The 13,126-nt window shown below is 59.3% G+C and carries 13 protein-coding genes; 9 read left to right on the forward strand and 4 right to left on the reverse strand.

Translation table 11 applies throughout. The features are described from left to right. Nucleotides 1-64: 64 nt before the first annotated feature. From uvrD to PMI35_RS05485, 4 genes are all read left to right on the forward strand, one after another. Nucleotides 65-2,248: a DNA helicase II gene (gene uvrD, locus PMI35_RS05500; protein WP_008064545.1), complete on the forward strand. Its 2,184-nt coding sequence runs from the start codon at nucleotides 65-67 to the stop codon at nucleotides 2,246-2,248. 135 nt (nucleotides 2,249-2,383) lie between these two features. After that, complete coding sequence (locus PMI35_RS05495) at nucleotides 2,384-2,824, forward strand: EamA family transporter (RefSeq protein WP_008064547.1); 441 nt, start codon at nucleotides 2,384-2,386, stop codon at nucleotides 2,822-2,824. Nucleotides 2,825-3,004: 180 nt separating this feature from the next. Next, nucleotides 3,005-3,883 (forward strand): Tim44 domain-containing protein, encoded by an 879-nt coding sequence (locus PMI35_RS05490; protein ID WP_008064549.1) that lies wholly within the window; start codon nucleotides 3,005-3,007, stop codon nucleotides 3,881-3,883. 138 nt (nucleotides 3,884-4,021) lie between these two features. Continuing rightward, a complete protein-coding gene (locus PMI35_RS05485) occupies nucleotides 4,022-4,429 on the forward strand; it encodes an SMI1/KNR4 family protein (RefSeq protein WP_003187120.1) in 408 nt (135 codons plus the stop codon). A gap of 23 nt (nucleotides 4,430-4,452) precedes the next feature. Here the strand turns inward: PMI35_RS05485 and PMI35_RS05480 are convergent, their stop codons facing one another. Next, nucleotides 4,453-6,216 carry a cation:proton antiporter gene (locus tag PMI35_RS05480; RefSeq protein ID WP_008064550.1) on the reverse strand — a complete coding sequence of 588 codons (1,764 nt, stop codon included), beginning with the start codon at nucleotides 6,214-6,216 and terminating at the stop codon, nucleotides 4,453-4,455. A gap of 286 nt (nucleotides 6,217-6,502) precedes the next feature. Between PMI35_RS05480 and PMI35_RS05475 the strand changes: the two genes are divergently transcribed. Beyond that, entirely contained in the window at nucleotides 6,503-6,985 is a 483-nt protein-coding gene (locus PMI35_RS05475; protein WP_008064551.1) for an acyl-CoA thioesterase, read from the forward strand. A 51-nt stretch (nucleotides 6,986-7,036) separates the two neighbouring features. On the opposite strand, the gene pdxY is transcribed toward PMI35_RS05475, so the two are convergent. Further along, nucleotides 7,037-7,909: a pyridoxal kinase PdxY gene (pdxY, locus tag PMI35_RS05470; protein ID WP_008064552.1), complete on the reverse strand. Its 873-nt coding sequence runs from the start codon at nucleotides 7,907-7,909 to the stop codon at nucleotides 7,037-7,039. A gap of 120 nt (nucleotides 7,910-8,029) precedes the next feature. Here pdxY and PMI35_RS05465 point away from each other — a divergent pair, with 120 nt between their 5' ends. Beyond that, nucleotides 8,030-8,443: a DUF3301 domain-containing protein gene (locus PMI35_RS05465; RefSeq protein ID WP_008064553.1), complete on the forward strand. Its 414-nt coding sequence runs from the start codon at nucleotides 8,030-8,032 to the stop codon at nucleotides 8,441-8,443. Between the two features lie 12 nt (nucleotides 8,444-8,455). On the opposite strand, the gene PMI35_RS05460 is transcribed toward PMI35_RS05465, so the two are convergent. Continuing rightward, the gene (locus PMI35_RS05460) at nucleotides 8,456-9,421 is read right to left on the reverse strand and encodes a CobW family GTP-binding protein (RefSeq protein WP_008064554.1); all 966 of its coding nucleotides are present in this window, start codon (nucleotides 9,419-9,421) and stop codon (nucleotides 8,456-8,458) included. A 26-nt stretch (nucleotides 9,422-9,447) separates the two neighbouring features. Between PMI35_RS05460 and PMI35_RS05455 the strand changes: the two genes are divergently transcribed. Beyond that, a complete protein-coding gene (locus tag PMI35_RS05455; protein WP_008064555.1) occupies nucleotides 9,448-9,804 on the forward strand; it encodes a hypothetical protein in 357 nt (118 codons plus the stop codon). Nucleotides 9,805-9,807: 3 nt separating this feature from the next. Here the strand turns inward: PMI35_RS05455 and zigA are convergent, their stop codons facing one another. Beyond that, the gene (zigA, locus tag PMI35_RS05450; protein ID WP_008064556.1) at nucleotides 9,808-11,013 is read right to left on the reverse strand and encodes a zinc metallochaperone GTPase ZigA; all 1,206 of its coding nucleotides are present in this window, start codon (nucleotides 11,011-11,013) and stop codon (nucleotides 9,808-9,810) included. A gap of 94 nt (nucleotides 11,014-11,107) precedes the next feature. Here zigA and folE2 point away from each other — a divergent pair, with 94 nt between their 5' ends. Both folE2 and PMI35_RS05440 read left to right on the forward strand, forming a co-directional pair. Continuing rightward, the gene (gene folE2, locus PMI35_RS05445) at nucleotides 11,108-12,004 is read left to right on the forward strand and encodes a GTP cyclohydrolase FolE2 (RefSeq protein ID WP_008064557.1); all 897 of its coding nucleotides are present in this window, start codon (nucleotides 11,108-11,110) and stop codon (nucleotides 12,002-12,004) included. A 195-nt stretch (nucleotides 12,005-12,199) separates the two neighbouring features. Further along, nucleotides 12,200-13,090, forward strand: coding sequence for a His/Gly/Thr/Pro-type tRNA ligase C-terminal domain-containing protein (locus PMI35_RS05440; protein WP_008064558.1), 891 nt, complete (start codon nucleotides 12,200-12,202; stop codon nucleotides 13,088-13,090). Nucleotides 13,091-13,126: the final 36 nt, after the last annotated feature.

The raw sequence follows: 13,126 nt of genomic DNA on the forward strand, positions 1-13,126 counted from the left end.
AACTTTCATCGGCTAAAACGAAGCGGGGTTTGCCCGTGGTGACGCAGCCCCATAGAATGCCCCGATGCGCGATGATCTCTCCCTTCTGCTGAACTCCCTCAACGATGCCCAACGCCAGGCCGTAGCTGCCCCCGTGGGTCGTCAGTTGGTCCTGGCCGGTGCTGGTTCCGGTAAAACCCGAGTGCTGGTGCACCGTATCGCCTGGTTGATCCAGGTCGAAAACGCCTCGCCCCACTCCATCCTGTCGGTGACCTTCACCAACAAGGCTGCTGCCGAGATGCGCCAGCGCATCGAGCAGTTGATGGGTATCAACCCGGCCGGCATGTGGGTCGGCACTTTCCACGGCCTGGCGCACCGCTTGCTGCGGGCGCACTGGCAGGAAGCGGGCTTGAGCCAGACTTTCCAGATCCTCGACAGCGACGACCAGCAACGCCTGGTCAAGCGGGTGATCCGCGAGCTCGGCCTGGACGAACAGCGCTGGCCCGCCCGTCAGGCCCAATGGTTCATCAACGGGCAGAAAGACGAAGGCCTGCGCCCGCAACACATCCAGGCCAGCGGCGACCTGTTCCTGGCGACCATGCGCGGCATCTATGAAGCCTACGAGGCCGCCTGCCTGCGCGCCGGCGTGATCGATTTCTCCGAATTGCTGCTGCGCGCACTCGACTTGTGGCGCGATCACCCTGGCCTGCTGGCGCACTATCAGAAGCGTTTCCGGCACATCCTGGTGGACGAGTTCCAGGACACCAACGCCGTGCAGTACGCCTGGTTGCGCCTGCTGGCCAAAGGTGGCGACAGCCTGATGGTGGTGGGCGACGACGACCAGTCGATCTACGGCTGGCGTGGCGCGAAAATCGAGAACATCTACCAGTATTCCGAAGACTTCCCAGACGCCGAAACCATTCGCCTGGAGCAGAACTATCGCTCCACCGCCGGCATCCTCAAGGCTGCCAACGCCCTGATCGCCAACAACACCGGGCGTTTGGGCAAGGAGCTGTGGACCGATGGCGGCGACGGCGAGGCGATCAACCTGTACGCCGCGTTCAACGAACACGATGAAGCTCGCTACGTTGTCGAAACCATCGAAAGTGCGCTGAAAACCGGCTTGGCTCGCAGCGATATCGCGATTCTGTACCGCTCCAACGCCCAATCGCGCGTGTTGGAAGAAGCCTTGCTGCGCGAGCGCATTCCGTATCGCATCTATGGCGGCCAGCGCTTCTTCGAACGTGCTGAAATCAAGAACGCCATGGCCTACCTGCGCTTGCTCGAAGGCCGTGGCAACGATGCCGCGCTGGAACGGGTGATCAACGTGCCGGCCCGGGGCATCGGCGAGAAAACCGTCGAAGCCATCCGCGACCACGCCCGCCACAGCGATGTGTCGATGTGGGAAGCGATGCGTCTGCTGGTAGCCAATAAAGGCGTTACCGGCCGGGCAGCCAGCGCGCTGGGCGCATTTATCGAGTTGATCGAGAACCTCGCCGCCAAGTGCATGGAAATGCCGTTGCACCTCATGACCCAGACCGTCATCGAACAGTCGGGGCTGATCGCCTATCACGAAGCGGAAAAAGGCGAGAAGGGCCAGGCCCGGGTAGAAAACCTTGAGGAACTGGTCAGCGCGGCGCGCAACTTCGAAAACAGCGAAGAGGACGAGGACCTGACGCCACTGGCGGCCTTCCTCGGTCACGCCTCGCTGGAAGCCGGCGATACCCAGGCCGACGAACACGAAGACAGCATTCAATTGATGACCCTGCACAGCGCCAAGGGCCTGGAATTCCCCTATGTATTCCTGGTGGGCATGGAAGAAGGCCTGTTCCCGCACAAGATGAGCCTGGAAGAGCCCGGCCGCCTTGAGGAAGAGCGTCGCCTGGCCTATGTCGGCATCACGCGGGCCATGCAGAACCTGGTGATGACCTATGCTGAAACCCGACGCCTGTACGGCAGTGAGACCTACAACAAGGTTTCGCGATTCGTACGCGAAGTGCCCAAGGGCCTGATTCAGGAAGTGCGGCTGTCCAACAGCGTCAGCCGGCCGTACGGCGGCAACCAGTCGATGAGTGGCAGCAACCTGTTCAGCGGCAGCGAGATTCCGCAGACCGGCTTTAGCCTGGGCCAGACTGTGCGCCATTCGATCTTCGGTGACGGCGTGATCCTCAACTTCGAAGGCGCCGGGGCGGCGGCTCGGGTGCAGGTCAACTTCAGCGAAGGCAGCAAATGGCTGATGCTGGGTTACGCCAAGCTGGAAGCTATTTAAGGTCGCACTGACTGTTTTTCTGTGGGAGCGAGCCTGCTCGCGAAGAACGATGACGTGGTGTTTCAGAGACACCCTGCATTCTCATTCGCGAGCAGGCTCGCTCCCACAGGTTGATCTGACTAAAGGCGCTGAAAAATGGGCTCAGGCTTCTTTTCTTCCTGGACATTCTGGGCCCTGCTATCCGCAGCCTTCGCGGCAATGACCGCCATTTTCGCGAAGATCGGCGTCGAAAACGTCAATCCAGACTTCGCCACCCTGTTACGCACCGTGGTGGTGCTGGTCAGCCTGGCCTTGATTTTGTACGCCACGGGCCAATATCAGTCTTTAGGATCGATCTCTTCCAGGAGCTACCTGTTCCTGTTGTTGTCGGGACTGGCCACCGGTGCGTCGTGGATTTGCTACTTCCGCGCACTCAAGGTCGGCCCGGCCTCACTGGTCGCTCCCGTGGACAAACTCAGCGTGGTGTTGGTGGCCGTGCTCGGTGTGGTCCTGCTGGGGGAAAAGCTCGATCTGCGCCAATGGAGTGGGATTGGCCTGATCACGGCGGGCGTCATCATGCTCGCGCTGCGACGCTAGATATCCTTTCCTACAGAACTTATCCACTTTTCCTACAGACCAAAGTTAACAAGCCCTATTGCGCTGACTGAAGCTGAATGCAACCTGTCAGGCAAAAGCTCGAAACACTCTGCCGCTAGCCAGTAACACTTCAGCTGTGCAACATGGCGCGCGTGCCTTCCACAAATGGGAATTCCCTTTATGAAACGTTTTCTTAGCATCGCCATGGCGTTGTGCATCGGCTTGACGATGAGCCTCGACGCCAATGCCGCCAAGCGCTTTGGTGGTGGCAAAAGCGCAGGCGCTGCGCCGACGCACCAGACCAGCCAGATGGCTCCTTCTTCTCCAGGCATGGGCGGCGCTGCGGCGACCGCTGGTGCAGCCGGTGCCGCGGGCGCCGCAGCCAAGGCCGGTGGCGCTTCGCGCTGGCTTGGCCCTCTGGCCGGCATCGCCGCCGGTGGCCTGTTGGCATCCATGTTCATGGGCGACGGTTTCCAGGGCATGCAGATTTTCGACATCCTGATCATGGCGGTCATCGCGTTCCTGGTCTTCCGCTTCATCGCCGCTCGTCGTCGCAAGCAGCAGCCGCAAATGGCTCCGGCAGGCTACGCGCCGATGCAACGTGAAGCGTTCGAACCCAAGCCTGCTGGTGGTTCGATCTTCGGTGGCGCGGCAGCACCGGTTGCCGCTCGTCCGGTAATCAACGCTCCAGCCTGGTTCAACGAAAACAACTTCATCGAAGCCGCGCGCAATCACTTCCAGTCCCTGCAGCAACACTGGGACGCGAATGAAATGGACAAGATCGCCGAGTTCGTGACCCCGCAAATGCTGGAATTCCTCAAGCGCGAACGTGCTGACCTGGGTGACGGCTTCCAGTCCACCTACATTGATAACCTCAATGTGCAACTGGACGGTGTGGATGATCGCGCCGACAAGACCATCGCCACCCTGACCTTCAGCGGCGTGTCGAAAACCTCGCGTTTCGACCAGGGTGAAGTTTTCAGCGAAAGCTGGAACATGGAACGTGCACAAGGTGAAAACCAGCCTTGGCTGGTGGCCGGTATCCGCCAGAACGGCTGATTCCCCTCCGCGCTTCACTTGATGTAATAAAAACCCCAGCCTCGGCTGGGGTTTTCTATTTCGCGGTTGCATCTATAGCGAGCTACTGTATAAACCGCCCCATATAAACCGCGCCATACAAGCAAGAGGATCCCGGACGTGGAAGAAATCATCGAACAACTGCGTGAAGCCAACGAACCGGTACCGGTCCCCTTGGAGTTGCCCGACGAAGATCTGCTGGTCGAAATCGAAGAACAACTGTTCATCGACATTCCGTTCGTCTTCAGAGAGTTCCTGCTGACCGTCAGCGACGTGGTCTATGGCAGCCTGGAGCCGGTCACCGTCACTGACCCGCAATCCCACACCTACCTGCCGGACGTAGCCGCCAACGCCTGGGATGCAGGCGTCGATCGCAGCCTGATCCCGATCTGCCAGGACGGCGACGACTACTACTGCGTCGAAGAAGACGGCACCGTGGTGCTTTGGCAGGCCGAAGAAGAGCTGATCGCCGAAGAAACCTGGGAATCGGTATGGCACTGGGCGCGGGACGTCTGGCTGGAAAGCTGAGCCGTTCGACGCCCCTCACATGATCAATGCCCCGGCGAATCCTTGTGGTTTTCCAGGGTATCGAGCAAGGCCACCTGCATCCGTGTGTGCACTCGGATGAACCAGCGCCAGAGCAGCGCCGCTACGGCGGCCGCGACCACGGCGATCAGGACCAGCAACTTGTTGGTCGGCAGAATACTGGCCGACAAGGCTGCCAGCAGCAGGAAAATCACCAGCAGCGAGAGGATCGGGATCACTTCGGAGATCACCCGGCGCACTCGCTGCGTGTGACGGCCCGCCATCTCCGGTTTGACGCCCATTTCCGCCAGCAACATCGACAGCGCCTTGAGCTTGCGATACGCGGCAATCAGGAAGGGCAGCGACAGCAGCAGCGCCCCGCCCCAGATCAACGCTTTCTGCCAGCTCGGGTCACTGATCCAGTCTTGCAGGTAAGTAGATATGCCTTCGGCGAAGTAAGCGCCCGCGAAGAAAATCGCAATCACCAACGCCAGATTGACCCCCACCTGCAGCAAAATCCGCCGAATCATCGAAGCCAGCAACGCACCCTCACCCTGCGGCTGGATGCTGCGCAACCATTCACCATACATCCCCAACACCCGAGCCAGCCGTTGCGGCATCACCGCAGCCAGTTTGATCGACAGCGGGTCGGCTGCGCGGATCAGATAGGGCGTCATCAGCGTGGTTAGCACCGAGACCGCCACGGCCACCGGGTAAAGGAAGTTACTGGTGACCTGCAGGGTCATGCCCAGCGATGCAATGATGAAAGAGAATTCGCCAATCTGCGACAGCCCCATCCCGACTCGCAGCGAGGTACGCCCGTCGTTGCCGGCGATAAAGGCGCCAAGGCCGCACGACAGCATCTTGCCGAGCACCACCGCCACGGTGATCACCGCAATTGGCCAGGCGTATTGCAGCAGTATCATGGGATCGAGCATCAGGCCGATGGCGACGAAAAAAATCGCACTGAACAGGTCGCGAACCGGTTCGATCAGGCGTTCGATTTTCAGCAACTGCCGAGACTCAGCCATGATCGCGCCAATCAGGAACGCACCGAGCACCATGCTGTACTCAAGCTTGACCACCAGCAGGCAGAAGCCAAAACACAGGCCCAGCACAGTGATCAGCAGCATTTCGTTGCTTTCGAACTTGGCCACGTAGGCCAGCAAACGCGGCACCAGCAAAATGCCAATGACCAGCGCGACAATCATGAACAGCGAAAGCTTGCCGACGGTGGAGAACACCTCGCTCGAACTGACCGTGCCGCTGACCGCGATACTCGACAGCAAGGCGATGATGCCGATACCCAGGATGTCTTCGACGATCAGTACGCCGAATATCAACTGCGCAAAGCGCTGGTTTTTCATCTTCAGGTCATTGAGCGCCTTGACGATGATGGTGGTCGAGGAAATGGCCAGAATCGCCCCGAGGAATAGCGAATCCATGGTGTTCCAATCGAACCAGCGGCCGATTTCGTAGCCGATCCAGATCATCAGCACGATTTCCAGGAACGCCGCGATAAACGCCGTGGCGCCGACCTTGAACAGCTTGCGCAGGCTGAACTCCAGGCCCAGGCAGAACATCAGGAATATCACCCCCAGCTCCGCCAGGGTCTTGATGGTCTCTTCGTCGTGGATCAGGCTGAACGGCGGAGTGTGCGGGCCGATGATGAAGCCGGCCACAATGTAGCCCAGCACCACCGGCTGCTTGAACCGATGGAAAAGTACGGTCACCACGCCTGCGACCAACATGATCACTGCCAGATCCTGAATAAAACTGATGGCATGCATGGCGTGGGGCTCCTTGGGTGCAATGGCTTAATCACCGGACGCGGGAAGTCTCCGATTTGAGCAGTGTAAAAACCTGCTTCTCGTGTAGGACTATTCCCTTGGTCTGGGCTTTTGCAGGGTAACACCGCGACTTCCGGCGCAAAGGCGGTGCAATATATGGAAACAGATCGATTGGGCGTGACGGCGGTCGCCCGCGCGGCGTCCCGATATCTGTTGGTTTGAAAAAAACCGCTGAAGCGCCCGCAGAGGTGCGTCCCTCAACCTTGCCTTGACCCGTGAGATCGCTATGGAACCCGGAAACGCCCAGCTGTCGATGACAGTATTGATGACCCCCGACATGGCCAATTTCTCTGGCAATGTTCATGGTGGCACCCTGCTCAAGTACCTCGACGAAGTCGCTTATGCCTGCGCCAGCCGCTATGCCGGCCGCTATGTGGTGACCCTGTCGGTGGATCAGGTGATTTTCCGCGAGCCGATCCATGTCGGTGAACTGGTGACCTTCCTGGCGTCGGTCAATTACACCGGCAACACCTCCATGGAGGTGGGCATCAAAGTGGTGACCGAGAATATCCGTGAGCGCTCGGTACGCCATACCAACAGCTGCTTCTTCACCATGGTTGCGGTGGATGACCAGCGCAAACCAGCGCCGGTGCCGCCGCTGCAACCTGAAAACAGCGAAGACAAGCGTCGTTATATGCAGGCGCAGCAACGTCGTCAGATTCGTCAGGAGCTGGAAAAGCGTTATCAGGAAATCAAGGGCGACGCTTAAAGCAAAGAATCGCAGCCTTCTGCAGGCTGCGATCCTTTCGCCGTAACCGGATTACAAGCTGATCGGAGTCGCCTCGAACCGCACCCGCGGATGGGCGATCCGGTCCTGAGCCCGAACCAGTTCCATCTCGTAACTGGCGCAGGCTTGGGTTTCCAGCAACACCTCATGCACCGCGGACGCGGCGAACTCGAAAGCCGCCACCAGGCTGTCGCCCAGCAGGACGCGAGCCAGGAACAACCCCGACGTCAGGTCGCCAACACCCACCGGCTGACGGGGAAACGCCAGCAGCGGACGCTGCAGGTGCCAGCTGCCTTCGGCCGTCACCAGCAACATCTCGAAGACATCCGCCTTTTTTCCAGGGTAATCCAGGTGCTTGACCAGCACCGCCTTAGGCCCACGTGCCAGAAGCGCACGCGCCATCGCCAGGCAATCGAACAGCGACTGCGGCTTGCGCCCCGAAAAGCTGTCGAGCTCCAGTTGATTGGGGCACATGAAGTCGGCCACGCTGGCTGCCTCCTCCAACAGGAAATCACTGACTTCCGCCGGTACGCTGCAGCCCTTCTCCGGATGGCCCATTACCGGGTCACACAGGTACAGCGCCTTGGGATTGATCGACTTGATCTTCGCCACGCCCGTCAGTATCGCCCTGCCTTGGGCTGCACTGCCGAGGTAGCCGGACAGTACCGCATCGCAATTGCCCAGCTCGCCAATGGCCGCTATACCTTCGACCAGATCGGGAATCTGGTGCGGTGCCAGTACATCACCTGCCCATTGGCCATACTGGGTGTGATTGGAGAACTGCACGGTATTGAGCGGCCAGACATTCACCCCGACCCGCTGCATCGGGAAAACCGCGGCACTGTTGCCGGCGTGACCGAACACCACGTGGGACTGGATAGCGAGCAGATGGGGCGTACGTTTCATGCGGTGAGTTATCCGTAAAACGATTGAAATTCGAGCCACGCAGTATGCGACTAAACGCAGCCTGTACGACAGACCGACGACACAGTTAAGCTGACACTATCTTGTTGGAGCGCCCTGTTGATGCTGACCCTTGGAAATATTCTAGTGCTGATGCTTTTCGCTACCGCGGGTGCGTGGCTATGGCACAACCACGGCTTGCGCGAACACGCACTGGAGCGGGTCAAGCAGCATTGCGCCAAGCTCGGCATTGAGTTGCTGGATGGCAACGTAGCATTGAAAAAAATCGCATTCATCAAGGATGCCAATGGTCGGCGACGATTGGCCCGTGTGTATAACTTCGAATTCACCGTAACCGGCGAAACCCGCCACAACGGTACCATCACACAATTCGGCCCGCACAGCGCACAGATCGAGCTGGCGCCTTATCCCGTACCATTCGACGACACCCCGACGGTGGCCGACGTGGTCAAGCCACGTGCCGAGGTGATCGAATTGAGCCAGTGGCGCCAGGAACATACCAAGTGGCGGCCTTGAGTCTTTTGATCTTCACCCCAACCGACAGCCGTCCAGGCCTTTTTTCAGCCCCTCGACATTCTGCTGCTCACTAAAAATAAGCTCAATCCGCGAATCTTGCCGCCATTCGCTGCTTTTCCATTCCAGTACCGCGTTATCCAGCGCATTCACCGACACCCAACCTCCGACGCTGTGGATAACCAACTTGGCCCGCCGCCATTCAAGGCCTGCGAGCCACCGAGCGATCCGGTCAGTGTCAAAGGTCTGGCCCGGATGCCAGCGCCAACCAATGCTCCAGCCGCCCTCCTGCCCCTGGCTCAAGCAAATCGGCAGCGTCGGATCCATCCAGATCGCCGGCAACTGCGCCAGCCCCTTGGGCGCCACGAAGTTATCCACACCCGCCACCGCCTGAGCGTCCAGGCCAGGCAATTGGCTCAATGGCAAGGCCGCGTGGTGCGTCCAGTACAACGGGCGAAGCGGCAACTGCGCGACGAGGCGTTGGCGAGCGGCTTCATCAAGGTGTTCCGACTTGTTCATCAGCAACAGACCGGCACTCTCAAGCGCCTCCTGTTGCGCCGACGGTAGCGGCTTGCCAGCAGCAAGCGCCTGGGCGTCGAGGACCAGAACGCAAGGCTGGACACTCAGGACACCTTGCCACGGCGCTTCACGCAACTGCCGAAGCAACTGCGCCGGATGCCCCAGCCCGGACGGCTCGATGAACAGTCGATCCGGTCGCGCCTTGCGCAGCAAACGCCCGAGGCCGATCTGAAACGGCGCACCGTTGACGCAACACAAACAGCCCCCGGCCACTTCACCCAGTGCGATACCATCGGCATCACGGGTCAACAAGGCAGCGTCGATACCGATCTGCCCGAATTCATTGATCAACACCGCCCAACGCTCACCAGCGGGACGTTGCGCCAGCAGGTGCCTGATCAGGCTGGTCTTGCCGGCCCCCAATGGCCCGGCGATGACATGGGTGGGTATGTTCTGCAACATGATCGAAGATGTCTTGGGAGGTAAGGATGCGGTGGATAGGCATGTCATTGCTGCTGGCGCTCAATAGCGGAGAGGCGCTGGCCCAGGCTTGCGTGGTCCACAGTCAGGCGGAACGGCTGGACGTGAAAGTTTGCCAGCAAAACCGCAACATTCCGCAAAAACTCTTTGCCGAAGGCTTCTGCCAGCCCAGCCTTGCAGGGCAGAAAGTCGAGGTGCAGTACGTCGACCAATGCCCTGGTGGGGCGTTCGGCGTGTGCAGCAACGCCCAAGTCGCCAATATGCCTTACCGGCAGGATATTCACTATTACGGCGTAGCCACGGATGCGGCGTATTTGCAGCCGTTTTGCGAAGCCCAGAGCCAGGGCACCTGGCTCAAGCCTTGAGGGTCAAGCAACCTCTTCATACCAAGGGCCGAACGGATCAGGCAACGAGCACCAGCTCTCTGTTCCCAGCGCCATCTCTTCATCGCTCAACAGACAATCGGCGAGCTCGTCGGCAAGCTGCGTGAAATCGATGTTTTGGCCGATGAACACCAGTTCCTGCCGGCAATCCCCGCTATCAGCGTCCCAGTTCTGCAGGATGGCGGCGGTGCTTTCCTGGTCCTGCGGCCACTGGTCCTTCGGCACGAAACGCCACCAGCGCCCGGCAAAACCATAACGCATCATCCCACCGGCCTGGGACCAGCTGCCGGCGTCGGTGTGTTTGCTCGCCAACCAGAAGAAACCCTTGGAGCGCAGCAGCTTGCCATTGAGCCACGGGCCGTCGATGAAATTGAAGAAGCGCTGCGGATGGAAGGGACGACGCGCGCGGTAGGCGTAGGACGCGATGCCATATTCTTCGGTTTCCGGCACATGTTCGCCGCGCAGCTCCTGCAACCAGCCCGGTGCCTGCGCCGCTTTCTCGAAGTCGAAGCGACCGGTATCGAGGATCTTCTCCAGCGGTACTTCACCCATGACCATCGGGATGATCTGCGCCTGAGCGTTGAGGCGCTTGAGGATTGCCGTCAGCTCCTCGCGTTCGCGGCTGCTGATCAAGTCGATCTTGCTGATCAGGATGACGTCGGCGAATTCGATCTGCTCGATCAACAAATCGGTGATCGCCCGCTCATCCCCCTCCCCCAGCGTTTCGCCACGGGAAGCCAGGGTTTCGGCCGCCTGGAAGTCGAGCAGGAAATTCATGCCATCGACCACGGTGACCATGGTGTCGAGCCGGACGATGTCGGTGAGGCTTTGGCCGTTTTCATCGCGAAAGGTAAATGTCTCTGCCACTGGCAGCGGTTCTGAAATGCCGGTTGATTCGATCAACAGGTAATCAAAACGACCCTCCCGGGCCAGCGAGCTAACCTCCTTCAGCAAGTCTTCACGCAACGTGCAGCAGATGCAGCCGTTGCTCATTTCCACGAGTTTCTCTTGCGCACGATTGAGACTGACATCGCGCTGGACCTCGCTGCCGTCGATGTTGATTTCACTCATGTCGTTGACGATGACAGCAACGCGTAGGCCATTTCTATTACGTAGTATGTAATTAAGAAGTGTACTCTTTCCGGCTCCAAGAAAGCCCGAAAGGACGGTCACGGGAAGGCGATTTGACATCAGAGGTTCCTCACAGGGCCATTCATCAAAAATCTATCGTTGAGTTGATGTTATAATATAACATTGCAATCACACTTCCACGATGGATATCCTCATGAACGCGCTGACTCTCCCGGACATCGCCACGCAGGCCTCACGGCAAGCCCTGCCACTGGAGTGGGTGGGCATGTGTGGCATTGCTCTTCCTGTTTTGCTCGAAGGCAAAAAATCGCCTGCAACGGCCGATGCCGGCGTGAGTCTCGATAACGGCGAGGCACGCGGTATTCATATGTCGCGGTTGTACCTGGCGCTGGAAACGCTCGAGCAAGAGCCGCTCACACCCAAGCTGCTGCGACGGGTTTTGCACCATTTCCTGAGCAGTCACGAAGGGCTGTCAAACAACGCCTACTTGAACATTCACACCGATCTGCTGCTGAAAAGACAGGCACTGCTCAGTCCTTTGGCCGGCTGGAAAAGCTATCCCGTCAGCATCGAAGCCCGATTGAAAAACCAGATGTTCCACGTGGAACTTAAAATCGCACTGCCTTATTCCTCAACCTGTCCTTGTTCAGCCGCGCTTTCCCGGCAACTGATTCAGCAGCAATTCGTCGATGATTTTGCCAACCGGACATTGCATCACGCCGAGTTGCTGGCTTGGCTCGGCTCCCCTGACGGCATCGTCGCGACACCGCACAGTCAACGCAGCACGGCGCAATTGAGTCTGCGTTTGCATGAGTGTGTGGATGAGTTGCCACTGATCGCAGTCATCAACGATACCGAGGCTGCGCTCGGCACCGCGGTGCAGACCGCCGTCAAGCGCGCTGACGAACAGGCGTTCGCCTTGGCCAATGGACAGAACCTGATGTTTTGCGAGGACGCCGCTCGACGCCTGAACCTGGCCCTGAAACGCTCACCCGGCATCAGCGGCTTCCAGATACGGGTCATCCACGCTGAAAGCCTGCATGCCCACGATGCCGTCGCTGAAAGTCGCTGGAACTGGGAGGCCGCCTAATGCGTTTCCAGGCTTTACGCCGGGATATGTACCGAAGTTATGCCGCCCCTCAACAATCACGCTTCTGCGCGACTACAGGGCTTTGCAGAAAGAGTTTTGAGGGAGCACGACAAACGTCTACATGACAGCGACCGGGGTTTGGATCTAAGGTTAATCCGCTGACGCATGTGATCGAAGCATTCGAGAACAACAATCATGATCCAGATCACTCTGCCCGATGGTTCATTGCGTGAATACGATCAACCGCTGTCCGTTCATGAGGTTGCCGCGAGTATTGGCCCCGGGCTGGCCAACGCTGCGGTAGCGGGTCGGGTGGACGGCTTGTTGGTGGACTGTGAGTTTGTGATCCGGGCCAATGCCAGGGTCAGCATCGTTACGCCCCAGGAACCCGACGGCCTGGAGATTCTCCGGCGCTCCTGTTCGCTGGTGCTGGCGATGGCGGTCAAGCAATTGCATTCCCATACTCAATTGCGAACCGGCTCGGCGCTGGGTGACGGGTTCTATTGCGAGTTCACTGTCGAGCGCCCAATCAGGACCGCTGATTTGCCGCTGATCGAAGCGCGCATGCACTCATTGGCGGCGGCCAACCATTCGATTCGCCGCAATCGCAGTCACTCCCCGTCTTGCGCCGACCTGTCGCTGTATCGCCTCGCAGACACCGACTATTTGACGAGCGGCCCGCATGTCCCCACCACCAGGGTCTTGCAGGCGTTTGCCCTCGATCACATCAACGGGACCTTGCAGCAACGCATCTATGGCACCTGTTGGTCGAGCCCCCAGGAGTTGCAGCATTGGCGCCTGCCGGCCCATGTGGTGGTTGTCAGCATGGATGACCGGCAGGCGAGCTACGCCCACGCGGTCACCGAACGCCTGCGCCGCAGCGGCGTACGCGCCCTGGCGGACCTGCGTAACGAAAAAGTTCGCCACAAGATTCGCCATCACAGTCAGACGGTGCCGTACCTGGTGGTGATCGGCGAACAGGAAAAGGTTGGCGGGTATGTCAGCGTGCGCAATCGCAACGGGGAGGATTTTGGCAGGATGAAGGTTGAGGCGGTGTGTGAGTGGTTGGGTCAGTCGGGGATTTGAGGTGGTTGAACGGACGTCTTCCCGGGCAAGCCTCGC

Origin of the sequence: Pseudomonas sp. GM78 (assembly GCF_000282475.1) — a bacterium.
Taxonomy (GTDB): domain Bacteria; phylum Pseudomonadota; class Gammaproteobacteria; order Pseudomonadales; family Pseudomonadaceae; genus Aquipseudomonas.